The following is a 15992-nucleotide window of genomic DNA, read 5'->3' as shown; positions in this document are numbered from 1 at the left end:
TGACCTCCACGTCGCCTGCATGGGTCCGCCGCGCCGCGTCCGGGAAGTTGCCCGGTATGCATATACTCGGCACTGCTTTCCATCCGCCAGCTTTCAGGAGACCGGTCATGTCCGTACGCCAGAGCCTGCTCGCCATCCTCGATCAGGGCCCCTGCTACGGCTACCAGCTGCGCCACGAGTTCGACCGCCGGACCGGATCGACCTGGCCGCTCAACGTCGGCCAGATCTACAACACCCTGGAGCGGCTCGAGCGCGACGGGCTGGTCCAGCGCGGGGAGGCCGACGAGCACGGCCACGTCTACTGGCGCATCACCGCAGCGGGCTCGGCCGAAGCGGCGCGCTGGCTCGCCGCTCCGGTGCTCCGCGCTCCGGCGACGCGCGAGGAGCTCGCCGTGAAGCTCGCGGTCGCCGCGACGTTGCCCGGAGTGGACGCCGCGACCATCCTCCGCCGCCAGCGGGACGCCTCGCAGCAGCGGCTGGAGGAGCTGCGCCGCACGCCCTCCCCCGGGCTCGCGGCGGGCAGCCCCGAGGATCTCGCGTGGTCGCTCGTCCTCGACTCGCTCGTCTGCGCCGCGGAGGCCGAACTCCGGTGGCTCGACCAGGCGGAGGCCCGACTCGCGCAACACCCCCATCCCGAGATGGCCCTGGAGCTGACCACCGAACGCCCCAAGCGAGGACGCCCCGCGAAGGCGGCGCCCTCGCCCGTCGCCGGCGGCGATCCCGTCGCCCTCCCCGCCTGAAGCACCAGCCCGCGGTGCCGGCCGTTCGCCTGGAGCGGATGCTCAGCCCGCGCACGCGCCCGGGAAACTAGGATCGGCACATGGCTGGATTTTGGGGCAGACGCAAACGCGAACAGGAAGAACTCGCCGCACAGGACGCGGACCTCGCCCGGCGTGCGGAACAGGCACTCGTCGCCGCCGACGAGCGCATCCGTACCACCTCCGACGAGCTCGTCTTCGCGGAGGCCGAGCTCGGGGAGTCCCTGACCGCCGACCTCAAGGCCGCGCTGCTGTCGGTGCGCACGCACCTGCGCGAGGCCTTCCAGCTCCACCAGCTCAACCACGACGAGATCCCGGACACCGACGAGGAGCTGCGCACGCGGAACGCGCGCATCCTGCAGCTCTGCGACTGGGCCCAGGACCTCCTCGACGAGAAGACCACCGTGCTCGCGGAGTCCGTCGCGAAGGTGCGGCGCGCGCCCGAGATCATCGCCCAGGTCCGCGCGGACGCCGAGGCGCTGAGCGCCCGCATCCCGCAGACGGACGAGACGGTGTCCCGGCTGTCCGCGCGCTACTCCGACTCCGCCATGCATCAGATCACCGCCAGTGCGGCCGAGGCGGAGCAGCTGATCCGTTTCGCCACCCACAGCGCCGACATCTCGGAGCGCCGCCGCGCCGCGAAGCAGAACGAGGAGGCGAACCTCGCGCTGGAGACGGCCACCGAGGCGACGCGTCGCGCCGCTGCCCTGCTCGACGCGGTGGAGGACTTCGAGATCGAGGCCCTGCGCGCCGAGTCGACCCTGGCCGAGGTCATCGCCGACTCCCGCAACGACCTCATCGCCGCCCGGACCGCTCCCTCCACGCCCGCCGTGGCGGAGGCCGTCGCCCGACTGCAGGCGGCCCTGGCCGCGCTCACCCCCTCGGGCCAGCCCAACGACCCGTTCGCCGAGCTCTCGCGTCTGCGCGAGGCCAACGCCGGTCTCGACGAGGCGATCGCCACGGCCCGGCATCGTGCCGAGAATCCGCTGCCGAGCATCGCGCAGGTCCAGCACGCGATCGACGACGCCGACCGCCAGCTGGGCGTCGCCCGCGGGCTCATCGCCGGGCATCGCGGATGGATCGGCGCCGATGCGCGTACCCGTCTCGCCGAGGCGGAACGACTCCGCGTCGATCTCCCGGCCCTGCTTCCGGCCGAAGAGACCCGCGAGGCGGCGCTCGCCCAGGCCCGCCGGGTCGCGCACCTCGCCGCGGAGGCCCTCCAGCTCGCGCAGCGGGACATCGACTCGTCCCGCCCGCAGGACCAGGACTGGGGCGGCGGCTGGGGCGGCGGTCCGCGCCGCGGCGGCGGGATGGGTGGCGGCGATCTCGCCTCCGGCATCCTCGGCGGGCTCGTCATCGGCAGCATCCTCGACGGCATCTTCGACTGACGCCGTCCGGTCCCCGCACGAGAACGGCCCGACCCCCGCGGGGGTCGGGCCGTTCTCGGTCGTATCAGGAGGCGAGCGCCTCGGCGGGCGGAGCCTGCGTGCTCAGAGCGATGACTCCGTAGTCCCAGCCCTTGCGGCGGTAGACCACGCTCGGGTGGTCGGTGCGCGCATCGACGAAGAGGAAGAAGTCGTGCCCGACGAGCTCCATCCGGTCGACGGCCTCCTCCACCGTCATCCACTCCGCCTCGAAGCTCTTCGTGCGGATGACGACAGGCGAGTAGTCCTCCTCCTCCTCGCTCTGCACCGGGATGCTGCCGGTCGCGACCGCGTGCAGCACCTCAGCGGAGGCGGGCTGCACGTCGATGCCCTCGAGCGAACCGCTGCCCTTCTCGAAGTGCGGGCCGCGCGGATGCTGTCGTCCGTCGACGCGCTTCTCCTTCGCGCGGCGCAGCTGCTCCGTCATCTTGTCGATCGCGAGGTCGAGCGCCACGAACTTGTCGCCGTCGACGGCCTCGGCACGGACCACCGGGCCCTTGCCGACCAGCGTCAGCTCGACCGTCTCGTCCGGGATGCGGCCGTTGCGGTAGACCCGGTGCGTGACCTTCACGTCCAGTCGTTGCGCCTTGGCGGCGAGTGTCTGGATCTTGGCGATCTTCTCTTCGACGACGGTGCGGAAGCGATCGGTGATGCCCACTCCGACGCCCACGATGCTCGTTTCCATTGCTGCCTCCTTGTCCCGGTCCACCCGGCCAAGGGCGGACCGTGGTCGCCTTGTGACACCCCACCGTAGTCCGACCCGCGCCGGATGTCACGGCCTGAGACCCTGTGTCTCCGGTGAGTCTCCGATGAACCTCATCCGGATTCGGTCGGCGACGGCGTGGCGGCGAGCGCGACGGCCCCGACGACGACGAATCCGACGGCGGTGAGGGCTCGCGTGGACTCGTCGAGCGTGGCCCCCGTCGTCACCACGTCGTCCACCAGGACCGCAGGCGCACCGTGCCCCTGTCGGCGCGCGCGCATCGCCCCGCGGACGTTGTCGGACCTCGCCGCAGCAGGCAGCTCCCGCTGATCCCGCACGCGACGGGTGACGGCGAGGACGCGTTGCGGCTCCACGCCCGCGCGCCGCACCAGGAGCTCGGGCACGCGGTAGCCGCGCCGGCGGAACGCGGCCCGCGAAGTGGGGACGGGGATCACCCACGCCCCCGGCACGAGGGCGGGCAGGAGCACAGCGGCGAGTGCGGCGCCCAGCGGCCGGGCCAGCACGGTCTGCCCCGCTCCCTTCAGCCGCCGGATGCAGGAAGCGGCCGGGCCGTCCAAGACGAGGGCGGCTCGGACCCGCAGCCCGTCCGGGGTACGCACCTCCCGCGGCACGGGAGCGAGCGCGCCCAGGCAGGAGTCGCACAGCACGGTACCGGGATGCTCGCACCCCGCGCAGCTCGCCGCGAGCAGCAACGCCCCGGTCTCCGCGGCGAGCGCGCCGATCCGTGTCGTGATCCCCATGCGGAGATCCTGCCGCCGGAAACGTGCTCGCGTGTCATCCCGTGGCAGCGGTGAGATCGATCGAGAGGGATCCCGTTCCGTGCAGGAAGGGTCATTCGCCGGCGCGTGTGGCGAGGACGGATACCTCTTCGGCGATCTCCCGCCACGCCGAACCGGCGTGCGCGAACAACTGCCCCGTGGTGTCCAGGATGCGCACGCCCGCAGGAGTCCTGGCACCGGCGATGGACGCGGCATCGCTGGGCGCGCTCTCCGCCGATGCCGGTCCGCCGACCGGCTGCACGATCAACCGGGGCGTCGTGGAGTCCGTGAGCACGGCAAGCCGATCGGGTCCCAGCCAGACGAGCCCGGTCGACGGCTCGGTGAGCTGGATGAGCTGTCGTACCTCACCGAGCTCTGTGGGCACCCCGGCGCCGTCCCGGACGATCGCCGCGACGACGACCCAGAGCTGGCCGCCGACGCGCACCACCGCCGCGACCCTGGCGCCGTCCGCGGCGACCCGGATGTCGGAGATGGCCGACGCGTTCGGCCACGCGCCGGCGACCTCGTGCCCGACGACGTCCGGGCCGACCGCGAGCAGTGCCTGTGGCGCTCCCGCGGGCACCGACCACACGTAGCCATAGGGATCGAGGGACGGCTGCACGAGACCCGGGCGCGCGTCCAGCTCGTTGCGGGCATCCTCGGTCGCCAGGTACACGTGGCCGTCGTTCAGCTGCAACGCGGCGGTCGCATCGTCCGCGGCCACGTCGATCGCCGAGATCGGCTGCGGAACGGCCTGGATCTGCGCACTGATCCCGGGGATCGACGCGATCTCGTCGCCGACGATGCGACCGAACCTGCCGTCCTTCAGCACGAGCGTCCCCGGCTCCGGCGTGGTGCCCACGACGTCGACGACCCCCGCATCGAGCGCTCGGCCGTCGACGCTGAAACGCACCTGGGTGACGTTCACCCCCGCGGCCTTCAGAGTGGCTTGCAGCTGTGTGCGCATCCGGGCCAGGGTGGTGTCGTCCAGGCTCGCCGCGGGGCGCGTCAACGCCACCTCCGCCGCCTGCCCCGTGATCAGCACCGCGTCCTGGGCCAGCTGGACGTCTGCGGGGAAAGCCGTCTGCACAGCCGGATCGAGCCACTCCGCCGGCGTGCCGCTGACGAGTGCCTGCGTGACGGTCGTCGCCGGACTCTGGCGCCGCGGGAACCATCGCATGTCCGGGACCAGCCGCGACCAGCGCGCATCGAACCATTGCAGCGAGTATCCCTCGAACACGTTCGGGAACCTGCTCTGGTCGATCACCACGCCGTCCGGTGCCTCGGTGATCCGCCACTCGCCGTCCTCGCCACGGGCGAGAGCGAACGGCACGCTCGAATCGCCGGGGGCGCCGCTGTACGCCCCGGAGTCGTCGACGCTCGCGACCAGCTCGAGCAGGACCTGGACCTCGGCCTCCTCGGCGTCTTCGACCTGGTCGTCGGCGAGGTCGGAGGTGAACGTGCGGGCTTCCGGCCCGGCGTCGATGGAAACCCCCGCCGAAGGCCGCCAGCTGCGCTGCAGCGGCGGGGCCAGGAACTCCCGGGCCGTCGCCCAGTTGTCTGAGGTGGTGATGCCGGCTTCGAGGAACCCCTCCACGATCTCTTCCGGCCCCGCCCCCGCCACGGGACCGGAGGCCACCGGGAGCACATCGACGTCGTCAGGCGACTCCCCCAGCTCCAGTCCGACGGCGACGTCTCCGCTCGTCGGCAGCCCGGCGCACGCGGGAAGCAGGAGCGCGACCAACGCCAGTGCGGCGCCAAGGACGAATCGACTCCTCATGCGCGTGCTCATGACTGATCCTTCCCGTCGAGCAGATCGGAGTACGCCTCGGCGATGGAGATCGGCTGCGTGGCATCGCCGAGTTCGGCGAGCGGCTCCTGCGGCTCCACCGGGATCGGGCTCGGACCGTCCAGCACTCCGTCGTGGCGCGGGATGGTGAGCACGAAGTGCGAGCCGACGCCGAGCTCCGACCAGACCGCCAGGGTCCCGCCGTGCAGTGTGGCGTCGCCGAGGGCGATCGACAGACCGAGCCCCGTGCCGCCGATGGTGCGCTGACGCGACGGATCGGCCCGCCAGAAACGATCGAACACCCGTTCCGCGTCCCCGGGGTCCATGCCGAGCCCGAAGTCGCGGACACCCGCCGCCACCGCGTGCTGGTTGCTGTCCACCGTGACGACGACCGGGCGTCCCTCTCCGTGCTCGATCGCGTTGCCGATGAGATTGCGCAGCACCCGCCGCACGCGGCGCGGGTCCATGTCCACCGGCGAGTAACCCCCCGGCGCCACCAGACGGACCTCCGTGCCGTGTCCTTCCGCGAGCGGCCGCATCTGCTCGATGACGTCCTCGGCGAGCTGCGCGAGACTCGTCGCCTCCAGCTCGAGCTGCACGGACCCCGCGTCGTAGCGGCTGATCTCCAGCAGGTCGGCCAGCAGCGTGTCGAACCGCTGCACCTGCGCGTGCAGGAGCTCGGCGGTGCGTGCGGTCGTGGGGTCGAACTCGTCGCGCTGGTCGTTGAGCATGTCTGCGGCGAGGCGGATCGTCGTCAGCGGGGTCCTCAGCTCGTGGGACACGTCGGACACGAAGCGCTGCTGGACCATGGACAGCTCGCCGAGCTCCTTGATCTGCGCCTCGATGCTGTCGGCCATCGCATTGAAGGAGCGGCCGAGGGTCGCGAGCTCGTCCTCACCGTGCACCTCCAGCCGCACCCCGAGATCGCCCGCCGCGAGCCGTGCGCTCGTCTCCGCTGCCTGGACGATCGGAGTGGACACCGTCCGCAGCACGATCCAGGAGATGGCCGCGACGATGGCCACCAGCCCGATCCCGGCGATCCACAGGGTGCGCTGCACGAAGACGAGGGTCTGGTCGGCGTCGGCGAGGTCGTAGGCGAAGTAGATCTCGAAGGATCCGGCCTGCGGCACCTGGAGCTGCTGCCCCACGACGATGCCCGGCACCACGCCGCCGTCCTCCGTGGGCAGGGCGACGGACTGCCAGGCCTGCCGGTCGTCGAACTCGCGAACCCTGGCCTGCAGCTCGGGGCTCAGCAGATCCGGCGTGAGCCCGGCGGTGAAGCCGTTGAGCCGGACCGCCCCCGAGCCGTCCTGGACCTTGAAGCCGGCGAGCAGGTCGGCACTCGACGTCCGGGAGAGGGTGTCGGGGATGCCGTTCCACAGATCGGTCAGAGCGGCGGGATCGTCGCCCACCTCCGCCACATCCAGGAGCGACTGCGCCTGGTCCACCGCTCGCCGTGCGTCCTCCAGCGCGACGTTCTTCCGGGACACGAAGAGGTCGTTCTGGATGACGAGCGCCATCGTCACGCACGTGATGAAGATCGCCAACGACGTGGCGACCAGGGTGATCGCGAGGGTGCGGAACCGGAGCGACCGTCGCCACAGCGCCGCCAGCACGTCCGGCCAACCGCGCCAGTCGCGGAGGACGGCGACGGCCGTGGTCGCTGTCGTCGCGGCCATGGGGTCCCTAGGTGACGCTGCCGGCGCGGTAGCCGACGCCGCGGACCGTCATGACGATCTTGGGGTTGTCCGGGTCGAGTTCCACCTTCGCCCGCAGGCGCTGCACGTGCACGTTCACGAGCCGGGTGTCGGCCTTGTAGTGGTAGCCCCAGACCTGCTCGAGGAGCATCTCCCGGGAGAACACCTGCTGCGGCTTGGAGGCGAGGGCCACGAGGAGCTGGAACTCCAGCGGTGTGAGGGCGATCGGCGTCGTCCCGCGGCGCACCTCGTGCGCGTCCACGTCGACGGTGAGGTCGCCGATCCGCAGCTGCTCGCTGGAGGCCTGCGGCGTCGGCCGCAGCCGGGTGCGGATGCGCGCCACGAGCTCCTTGGGATTGAACGGCTTGACCATGTAGTCGTCGGCCCCGACCTCGAGACCGCGCACCACGTCTGCCGTGTCGCTGCGTGCCGTCAGCATGATGATCGGCACCCCCGACTCGGCGCGGATCCGCGTGCAGATCTCGATGCCGTCCATACCGGGGAGCATCAGGTCGAGGAGCACCAGGTCGGGACGCTGCGCGCGCCACTCGTCGACGGCGCGCGCGCCGTCCGCGCAGAACACCGGCTCGAATCCCTCCGTGCGCAGCACGATGCCGATCATCTCGGCGAGCGCGGTGTCGTCGTCGACCACAAGGATGCGTGAGGTCATAACTGTTACCTTATGGCACCGAGTCCCGCCCTCCGCAGGTCTGCGCCTCAGCGCGAGGATATGACACGATGGGAGCGCACGACGGAGGGAGGCCCGTGAGCGGCCAGACGTGGACCCCAGCTCCCCGGAAGGGCATCATCCCCCTTCACCCGCTGACCTTCGGCATGCTGCTGGGCAAGGCCTTCGCGGCGCTGCGGCACAACCCGAAGGTCCTGTTCGGGTTCGCCGTCGTCATCCAGCTCATCGTGGTCATCGCCACGGCCGGGGTGATGGGCGTCGTCCTGTTCACGACGTTCTCCCGGTTGGAGACGGTCTCCCCCTCCTCCCCCGACTTCGAGGCCGTGTTCGCCGGCACGATCGCCATCAACCTCCTCGCCGGACTCCTCGTCGGGCTCGCGTCCATCGCGTTCACCGCGATCATGCAGGGCGTCGTGGCCGCCGAGGTCGGCTACGCCACGGTCGGCGTCAAGGCCACGCTGCGCATGCTGTGGCGCCGGATGGCCCCGGCGTTCTGGCGGCTCGCGGGTTTCGCTTCCCTCTCGGTGGTCGCCCTCTTCGGCGGCCTCGCGATCGTCGCGGGCGTCATCGGCGCGCTCATCGCCGGCGGCCTCGGCGGCACCCCGGAGATGATCGGCATCGTCGTGCTCGTCGTGGTCATCCTGGGCCTGGCCGCGATCCCGCTCACCGTGTGGCTGTCGACCAAGCTGCTGCTCGTCCCCTCGATCCTCGTGCTGGAGCGCGCCCGCTTCCGCGAGGCGTTCGTGCGTTCCTGGCGCCTGACCCGCGGCCGCTTCTGGGTCGCATTCGGCGTGACGTTCCTCATCAGCCTGATCATGGGCCTGGCGATGCAGGTGGTCAGCTTCCCGACCGCCATGCTCTCCTCGTTCCTCGGCACCGTCATCGCGCCGACCGGCGCCAGTGAGCCGAGCGCGGTGGTCGGGTACGTCTTCGCCCTCCTCGCCCCGCAGGTTCTCCTGCTGATCCTGCAGGCGATCGCCATCGTCGTGCAGAGCACCGGCGGCGTGCTCGTCTACCTCGACTGCCGGATGCGCTACGAGGGTCTGGACCAGGCCCTCCTCTCCCATGTCGAGCGCCGCGACCTCGGCGTCCCCGAGGAGCAGCTCGGCGATCCGTTCGCGGTCGATCCCTCGCGAGCAGTCTCCAGTGCTCCCCCGCCGCGCCAGGTGCCGGAGCACGTCATGATGACGCAGGCATACGGTGCCCCCGGATACGGCACCCCCGGATACGGCACCCCCGGGTACGGTCCCGCGGTTTACGGTCCCCCCGGGTACGCGCCGCCGCCCGCGCCCGGCGCGCAGACGGCGCCGGCCGCTCCCCCGGCTTTCGCTCCGCCGCCCCCGCCCGCACCGGCGCCTCCGGCCTCACCCCCCGCCGAGGCGGGAGGCGGATGGACGGCTCCGGGCAGCCCCCCGCAGCCATGATGCGGCGCTTCGACGACGTCTTCGTCCCGGACGGGGATGAGGCACGACGCTGGGCCGAGGAGGAGCTGTCCAACCCGCGGTACGCGGACGCCAAGCCGACCTGGTTCGATCTGCTCGCCCGCGATGTGATGCGATTCCTCACCGACCTCTTCAGCGGGGACAACGGGGCGAACGTCGGCCCGACCGCACTCGTCGTCGTCACGGTCCTCATCGCCGCGGCCCTGGTCACTGCGCTGATCGTCTGGGGACGACCCCGACGGTCGCGAGCGGTCCGCCGCCCCCAGGGAGAACTGCTCGGCGCCGCCGACGATCGCAGCGCCGCTCAGCTCCGCGCCGATGCCGAGCGCAGCGCACGCCAGCAGGACTGGGACACCGCCGTCGTGCTCCGGTATCGCGCGATCGCCCGCAACCTGCTCGAGCGCGACCTCATCGATCCGGCGCCCGGCGCGACCGCACAATCGCTCGCCCGCTCCGCGAGCGCGGTGTTCGCCGATGAGGCGGACGCCCTCCGGCACGCCGCCGCATGCTTCGACGATGTGCGCTATCTCCGGCACCCGGCCACCGAGGACGACTACCGGCACCTCGCGGCGACCGACGAGCGCCTCCGTGCCCGCCGCCCCGAGGAGGTGCCCGCGTGACGACGACCGCACCCGACCTCGCCGCCGGCGGCACCGCCGAGCGTCCGCGGCGTCGCACCGCCTCCGTCCTCGGATGGCTCCTCGTCGCGGCACTCGTGATCGCGGTCGCCCTCGCGGCCTCCCAGCTCGCGGCCAGCGGACCCGGCGCGCGCGGCACCCTCGATCCGGAGAGCCGCTCGGGAACCGGCGCTCTCGCCCTGGCCGAGATCCTGCGGGATCAGGGGGTCGAGGTGGAGGTCGTCCGCTCCCGGGCCGCAGCCGTCGCCGCTCTCGACGCGGACAGCACCCTCGTCCTGACCAACCCCTACACCCTCTCGGACGACGCGCTGGCGGATCTCCTCGCGCCGGCCGACCGTGTCGTCTTCCTCTCCACCGGGACGCACCTGCTGAGCGAGCTCGCCATCGGTGAGAACGCCTCCGGCCCGGCGTCGCCGCGATCAGCCGGGTGCGCCATGCCCGCCTTCGCCGAGGTCGGCGACATCCGCCCCGATCGGCTCTTCACCCCCGCCGACGGCGTCACCGGCTGCTTCGGCGAAGACGGCGCCGCGGCCGTCCTCGTCGACGAGAGGAACGGATACCGCGCGGTCGTCGAGGGAGTGAAGCTGTTCAGCAACGCGGCTCTCGCCGAAGACGGCAACGCCGCGCTCGCCCTCGCCCTGCTCGGGCAGACCGACCGGGTCGTCTGGTACGTGCCTTCCTTCGAAGACACCGATATCGAGACCTCCTCCCCCGACACCCTCGGCACGCTCACCCCCGAATGGGTCACGCCGGCGATCCTGCTGCTGCTCACCGCCGGCCTCGCCGTCGCAATCGCCCGAGGCCGGCGATTCGGTCCGCTCGTCGCCGAGACGCTCCCCGTCACCGTGCGTGCGTCGGAGACCATGCACGGACGCGCCCGCCTCACCGCCAGGGCCGCCGACGCCCCGCACGCCGCCGAAGCGCTCCGAGAAGGCACCCGAAGACGACTCGCGCGACGTCTCGGGCTGGCCGTGCATGCGGACGCCGACGAGATCGCCGACGCCGCCGCCGATCGCCTCCGGATCCCCCGCGGCACACTGCAGAGTCTTCTGGCGGGGCCGCCGCCCGGCGATGACGCTGCGCTCGTCGCCCTCGCCCGACGCCTGGACGAGCTGGAGAGAGCCGTGGAGACGAGCACACAGTCCCCGGGAAGCCGCTCATGAGCATCCGTCCACCCCGCATCCCTTTCACGACCGAAGCCGAGGAGACCCCGTGACCGACGAGAACAGTCCCGCCGACGACGCCGCGCTGCGGCAGGCCATGCACCGCGTCCGCACCGAGGTCGACAAAGCGGTGGTGGGCCAGGCCGGCACGGTCACCGGCCTGCTGGTGTCGCTCCTGGCCCGCGGCCACGTGCTGCTGGAAGGGGTGCCGGGGGTGGCGAAGACCCTGGTCGTGCGCTCGTTCGCACGCGCATTGGGCCTCGACACCAAGCGGGTGCAGTTCACGCCCGACCTGATGCCGGGTGACGTCACGGGGTCTCTCGTCTATGACGCCCGGACCGGGGAGTTCGACTTCCGCGCGGGACCGGTCTTCACCCACATCCTGCTGGCGGACGAGATCAACCGCACTCCGCCGAAGACCCAGGCGGCGCTCCTGGAGGCGATGGAGGAACGCCAGGTCTCGGCGGACGGCGTGAGCCGCGCGCTGCCCGATCCCTTCCTCGTCGCCGCGACGCAGAACCCGATCGAGCACGAGGGGACGTATTCGCTGCCGGAGGCCCAGCTCGACCGCTTCCTGATGAAGCTCGTGGTCGGCATGCCGGAACGCGATGCCGAGGTGGCCGTGCTCCGGCGCCATGCGCAAGGCTTCTCCCCGCGCGAACTCACGGGAGTGGAGGCGGTGATCGGCGCCGACGAGATCCGCGCCGCCCAGCGCGCCGCAGCCCGGGTGGACGTGACCGACGACGTCCTCGGCTATGTGGTCGATCTGGCCCGGGCGACCCGGCAGTCGCCATCCGTGGAGCTCGGCGCCAGCCCGCGCGCCTCGACCGGCCTCCTCGCCGCGGCGAAGGCCTGGGCGTGGCTGAACGCCTCCACCGCTGTGACACCCGACCACGTCCAGACGATGCTCGTCCCGGTGTGGCGGCATCGCCTGCAGCTCCGCCCCGACGCCCAGATGGAAGGCGTGTCCGCGGACGCCGTGCTGACGTCGGTGGTCCAGCAGACCCGGGTGCCGATCTAGGTGTTCGTCACGGGCCGTCTCGCCGTCGCCCTCGCCGTCGGCATCGTGCCGCTGGTCCTCGCCGGACTGGCGGGCTTCCCACCCTACGCCGTCCTGGGCGGGTGGATCGGTCTCTGCGTCCTCCTCGTCGCCGTCGATCTCGTCTTCGCAGGCGACCCGCGCGCGGCGACCGTCACCCGTCGTGTCCCGTCGCGCGCGCGCCTCGGCGAGTTGATCCCGGTCAGCGTGGCGGTGCAGAACCGGGGGACGCGGATGCTCGACGTCCTCCTCCGCGACGCCTGGCAGCCCACCGCGGGAGCGCCATCCGAGCGGCAGCACCTGCGCGTCCCGCCCGGCGAACGACGGCGGGTGGACATCCCCCTGCGTCCGCGGCGCCGGGGCGAGCTCGTCAGTGCCTTCGTCGCGCTCCGTTCCCGAGGGCCCCTGCGGCTCGCCGGCCGACAGGCGCAGCACCCCGTCCGCGGCGCGATCCGCGTGCTCCCCGCCTTCACCTCGCGCAAGCATCTGCCCTCCCGGTTGGCGCGCCTGCGCGAGCTCGACGGCAACACGAGCATCCAGGTCCGCGGCCAGGGCACCGAGTTCGACTCGCTGCGCGAGTACGTCCGCGGCGACGACGTGCGCTCCATCGACTGGCGGGCGACGGCGCGGGCGGGCACGACGATGCTCCGCACGTGGCGTCCCGAGCGGGACCGGCATGTGGTCCTCATCGTCGACACCGGGCGCACGGCTGCCGCCAGGGTCGGTGACGGCACGCGGCTCGATGCGGCGTTGGAGGCGGCGCTCCTGCTGTCGGCGCTCGCCGCACGGGCGGGGGATCACGTCCACCTCCTCATGCACGACAGGGTCACCCGGGCACGGGTGACCGGAGTGGACGGCGCCGCGCTCCTGCCCGCGCTCACCGATGCGATGGCTCCGGTGCACGCCCGCCTCGTCGACACGGACTGGCATGCGGCCTTCGCGGCGGTGCGCACGCTGACGACGCGGCCGTCCCTCGTCGTCGTGCTCACCGCTCAGGACGCGGCCGAGTCCGCCCGGGGCTTCCTCGGGGCCTTCCCGGACGCCTCGCGCGCGACGACGGTGCTCGTCGGGTCGGTGACCGATGACGGCATCGCCGCGCTGGCCCGCGCCCGAGGATCACGCGAGGACGTCTATCTCGCCGCCGCCGCCGAGCGCACGCTCCGGGACGCCGAGAACGTCGCGGACGCGATCCGTCGGGCCGGCGGCGAGGCCATCGCCGCGGACCCCGAAGACCTCCCGCCGCGGATCGCCGACCGCTACCTCGAGCTCAAGGCGGCGGGGCGGCTCTGACCGCGGACGCCGACCCTCACCCGGCGACGAGCCGCGGCGTGCCGGACTCGTACTCCACGAGATCACCGGTCTCGCCGCGACGAGAAGCGCGTCGGCCGATCACGAGCATGTAGATGAGGAAGACCGCGAGGGCCGCGGCACCGATGCCGATCTTGACCGGCCAGGGCAGGGCCCATCCGGTGACGAAACCCTCGACGAGTCCGGAGAGGAAGAGCGCGAACACGAGACCGAGGGCGACGGTGGCCAGCGCCCTGCCCTCCTCCGCGAGCGCCTCGCCGCGCGTGCGGTGGCCCGGGGCGACCCAGGCCCAGAACATGTGCAGACCGGCGGCCGCAGCGACGAAGATGCACGTCATCTCGAGCATGCCGTGCGGAAGGATGTACAGGATCATGAGGTCGGCCTTGTCGTGGACCGCCATGACCGCACCGGACGTGCCCAGCCCCATGGCGTTCTGCACGAGCATGTAGACGGGCCAGATGCCGGTCACCCCGAACAGCACGCACTGCATCGCGATCCAGGCGTTGTTCGTCCAGACCATGCCCATGAACACTGCTGCCGGGTTCTCGGTGTAGTACCCCGTGAAGCTCTCGTCGGCGTACTGCTGAAGGGCGTCGGGCGGCCCGAGAGTGGCGACGAGGGCGGGGTCGCTCGCGATCCAGGCCGCGGTGCCGACGGCGACGGCCACGAAGGCGAGAGCGATGACGAGGGTCGTCCACCGCAGCCGGTAGAGGGCTGCGGGCAGTTGGAGACGGAAGAACCGCGACGTCTGCGTGAGGATGCTGTCGGCAGCACCCGTGAGCCGGAGCCGCGCGCGCACGAGGATCGTGGAGAGGTAGGCGCCTTGCGGCGACTCCCCGACCGACGTCTTGAGCTCCGCGAGATCGGCCGAGGCGGCGCGGTACCGCACGATGAGCTCATCGACACCGGCGCCGTCCAGACGGGCGCGACTGAGGGTGTCCAACCGTTCCCATTCGGACCGGCGCACATCGGTGAGGGCATCGGCATCCACCTGATTTACTGTACTCATGTCCGCGCAGATCGACGTCTCCGATGAGGTGCTCTCCGGGGAGGCGGTCGCGATCGACGTCCAGCCCGTGGGGTTCCTCCTTCGGGCGGCCGGGGCCGTCATCGACATGTTGCTCGGCTATGCCGTCTTCGTCGGGTCGATCCTCCTGCGCATCTGGCTCCTCGACATCGGCGTGCTCGACCCGGCGACCGACCGCATCGCCCTCGTGGCTTCCCTCGTCATCAGCTTCGTGATCCTGCCGATCACGATGGAGGTGGCGCTGAAGGGACGGAGCCTCGGAAAACTCGCCGTCGGCGGCAGGATCGTGCGGATGGACGGCGGAGCCGCCGGATTCCGCCACGCGTTCATCCGCGCGCTGCTCGGCGTCCTCGAGATCTACCTCACCTTCGGCGGCCTCGCCGTGCTCGTCGGCGCCTTCACGGCTCGATCCCAGCGGCTGGGCGACCTCGTCGCCGGCACGTACAGCCAGCGGGTGCGCACTCCGAAGCTGGTCACGCTCGCACCGGTGCTGCCTCCGCAGCTGACGGCGTGGGCACAGGTGGCCGATGTGGCGCGCCTTCCGGACCGACTCGCCCGGCGCATCTCGCAGTTCCTCGTGAGCGCTCCCCGCATGCTCCCGGCTGCGCGGGAGCGGGTAGCCCGCGATCTGCTCACCGAGGCCGCGCCCTTCATCTCCCCCCTACCGGCTGCGCCACCCGAGCTCGTCCTGGTCGGTGTCACCGTTCTCCGGCGCGAGCGCGAACGCCGCGCGCTCGCCACCGCGGACCGGCGCGCGGAGCGCCTGACCGGTCGCCGTCTCAGCGTCTGACGGCCTCGCCGGTCAGGGGCGGTCCGCGCTCATGCGCGCAGCGCCTCGTGGCGGACGACGAGCCATCCCGCGGGGACCGAGAGCCGGTCGGCGTGCGGCGCGCAGAGGTCGTGCGCCTGCGGATCGTTCGCCGCGCCGAGCGGGCCGAGTGCGGCCATCTGGTCGCCGTAGTCATACGTGAGGGTGGCCACGGCCTCGCGCGCGCAGCCGACCTTCGAGCACAGTCGTCCGTCCATCCCCGTCAGCGTACGACTCCATCCGACCGCGGCGGCGGTGCCGCGCCGGAAGCGGCCGCTGCGCCTAGACTTTTCGACATGCCCCGTCGCCGTTCCGTCCCCGCCTCCGCCGCTCGCCGCGGTGCCAGGCACGGCCGACACGGCCGCCTCGGGCGCAGCGAGGTCGTCAAGCCTCCGCTCGCCCCTTTGGATGGGCGCATCGATCGCTTCGATCTCACCGTCGGCACCGCGGTCGAGTTCCTCCGCGGGACGTGGCCGGAGCTCCAGGACGTCCGGTTCGAGATCGGTGCGCTGCCGTCGTACGACGCCGACGGCGAGGTGCCGCGCTGGCATCTCGACCGTGAGCAGCGGAGGATCGTCCTCTTCCGCATCCCCGTCGAACGCCTTCTTCCGCCCGGTCACGACGACGCCGCGCATCGACGGATGGCGATCGAGAGCGCTGTCTTCCGCGCGGCGGCCGAGTACGTGGGCCGGGAGCCGTGGGATCTCGGCCACGACCACTGATCCGGCT

The 15992-nt window shown here is 72.0% G+C and carries 16 protein-coding genes; 9 read left to right on the top strand and 7 right to left on the bottom strand.

Annotated features, from left to right (window positions below; all coding sequences use genetic code 11):
* The first annotated feature begins 107 nt into the window (after positions 1–107).
* A complete protein-coding gene (locus BLU02_RS16030; RefSeq protein WP_083371053.1) occupies positions 108–740 on the top strand; it encodes a PadR family transcriptional regulator in 633 nt (210 codons plus the stop codon).
* A gap of 80 nt (positions 741–820) precedes the next feature.
* On the top strand, positions 821–2146 hold the full coding sequence (locus BLU02_RS16025) for a coiled-coil domain-containing protein (RefSeq protein ID WP_060923275.1): 1326 nt from the start codon (positions 821–823) through the stop codon (positions 2144–2146).
* 64 nt (positions 2147–2210) lie between these two features.
* Here BLU02_RS16025 and hpf read toward each other — a convergent pair whose 3' ends face one another.
* From hpf to mtrA, 5 genes are all read right to left on the bottom strand, one after another.
* A complete protein-coding gene (gene hpf / locus BLU02_RS16020) occupies positions 2211–2867 on the bottom strand; it encodes a ribosome hibernation-promoting factor, HPF/YfiA family (RefSeq protein ID WP_025103048.1) in 657 nt (218 codons plus the stop codon).
* 131 nt (positions 2868–2998) lie between these two features.
* On the bottom strand, positions 2999–3646 hold the full coding sequence (locus BLU02_RS16015) for a ComF family protein (protein WP_060923276.1): 648 nt from the start codon (positions 3644–3646) through the stop codon (positions 2999–3001).
* 91 nt (positions 3647–3737) lie between these two features.
* Positions 3738–5456 carry an LpqB family beta-propeller domain-containing protein gene (locus tag BLU02_RS16010; RefSeq protein WP_060923277.1) on the bottom strand — a complete coding sequence of 573 codons (1719 nt, stop codon included), beginning with the start codon at positions 5454–5456 and terminating at the stop codon, positions 3738–3740.
* The gene (mtrB, locus tag BLU02_RS16005; protein ID WP_060923278.1) at positions 5453–7132 is read right to left on the bottom strand and encodes an MtrAB system histidine kinase MtrB; all 1680 of its coding nucleotides are present in this window, start codon (positions 7130–7132) and stop codon (positions 5453–5455) included. Before mtrB ends, BLU02_RS16010 begins: the two co-directional genes overlap by 4 nt.
* A 7-nt stretch (positions 7133–7139) precedes the next feature.
* The gene (mtrA, locus tag BLU02_RS16000) at positions 7140–7820 is read right to left on the bottom strand and encodes an MtrAB system response regulator MtrA (protein WP_025103044.1); all 681 of its coding nucleotides are present in this window, start codon (positions 7818–7820) and stop codon (positions 7140–7142) included.
* Between the two features lie 95 nt (positions 7821–7915).
* On the opposite strand from mtrA, the gene BLU02_RS15995 reads away from it, so the two are divergent.
* From BLU02_RS15995 to BLU02_RS15975, 5 genes are all read left to right on the top strand, one after another.
* Positions 7916–9262, top strand: coding sequence for a glycerophosphoryl diester phosphodiesterase membrane domain-containing protein (locus BLU02_RS15995; protein ID WP_083371092.1), 1347 nt, complete (start codon positions 7916–7918; stop codon positions 9260–9262).
* A complete protein-coding gene (locus BLU02_RS15990) occupies positions 9229–9900 on the top strand; it encodes a DUF4129 domain-containing protein (protein WP_082749998.1) in 672 nt (223 codons plus the stop codon). The genes BLU02_RS15995 and BLU02_RS15990 overlap by 34 nt, the downstream gene beginning before the upstream one ends.
* Entirely contained in the window at positions 9897–11081 is a 1185-nt protein-coding gene (locus BLU02_RS15985; protein WP_060921724.1) for a DUF4350 domain-containing protein, read from the top strand. The genes BLU02_RS15990 and BLU02_RS15985 overlap by 4 nt, the downstream gene beginning before the upstream one ends.
* A 97-nt stretch (positions 11082–11178) precedes the next feature.
* Entirely contained in the window at positions 11179–12102 is a 924-nt protein-coding gene (locus tag BLU02_RS15980) for an AAA family ATPase (RefSeq protein WP_231919692.1), read from the top strand.
* Entirely contained in the window at positions 12103–13410 is a 1308-nt protein-coding gene (locus tag BLU02_RS15975; protein WP_060921726.1) for a DUF58 domain-containing protein, read from the top strand.
* A 16-nt stretch (positions 13411–13426) separates the two neighbouring features.
* Here BLU02_RS15975 and BLU02_RS15970 read toward each other — a convergent pair whose 3' ends face one another.
* A complete protein-coding gene (locus BLU02_RS15970) occupies positions 13427–14419 on the bottom strand; it encodes a stage II sporulation protein M (protein ID WP_060921727.1) in 993 nt (330 codons plus the stop codon).
* A 16-nt stretch (positions 14420–14435) separates the two neighbouring features.
* On the opposite strand from BLU02_RS15970, the gene BLU02_RS15965 reads away from it, so the two are divergent.
* Positions 14436–15245: an RDD family protein gene (locus tag BLU02_RS15965; protein ID WP_060921728.1), complete on the top strand. Its 810-nt coding sequence runs from the start codon at positions 14436–14438 to the stop codon at positions 15243–15245.
* 29 nt (positions 15246–15274) lie between these two features.
* On the opposite strand, the gene BLU02_RS15960 is transcribed toward BLU02_RS15965, so the two are convergent.
* A complete protein-coding gene (locus tag BLU02_RS15960; protein ID WP_025103036.1) occupies positions 15275–15481 on the bottom strand; it encodes a DUF3499 family protein in 207 nt (68 codons plus the stop codon).
* 78 nt (positions 15482–15559) lie between these two features.
* On the opposite strand from BLU02_RS15960, the gene BLU02_RS15955 reads away from it, so the two are divergent.
* Entirely contained in the window at positions 15560–15985 is a 426-nt protein-coding gene (locus tag BLU02_RS15955) for a hypothetical protein (RefSeq protein ID WP_231919600.1), read from the top strand.
* Positions 15986–15992 lie beyond the last annotated feature (7 nt).

This window comes from Microbacterium paraoxydans, assembly GCF_900105335.1.
GTDB lineage: Bacteria > Actinomycetota > Actinomycetes > Actinomycetales > Microbacteriaceae > Microbacterium > Microbacterium paraoxydans.
The sequence above is the reverse complement of the archived record's forward strand: the minus strand, read 5'-3'. Positions and strand labels throughout refer to the sequence as shown.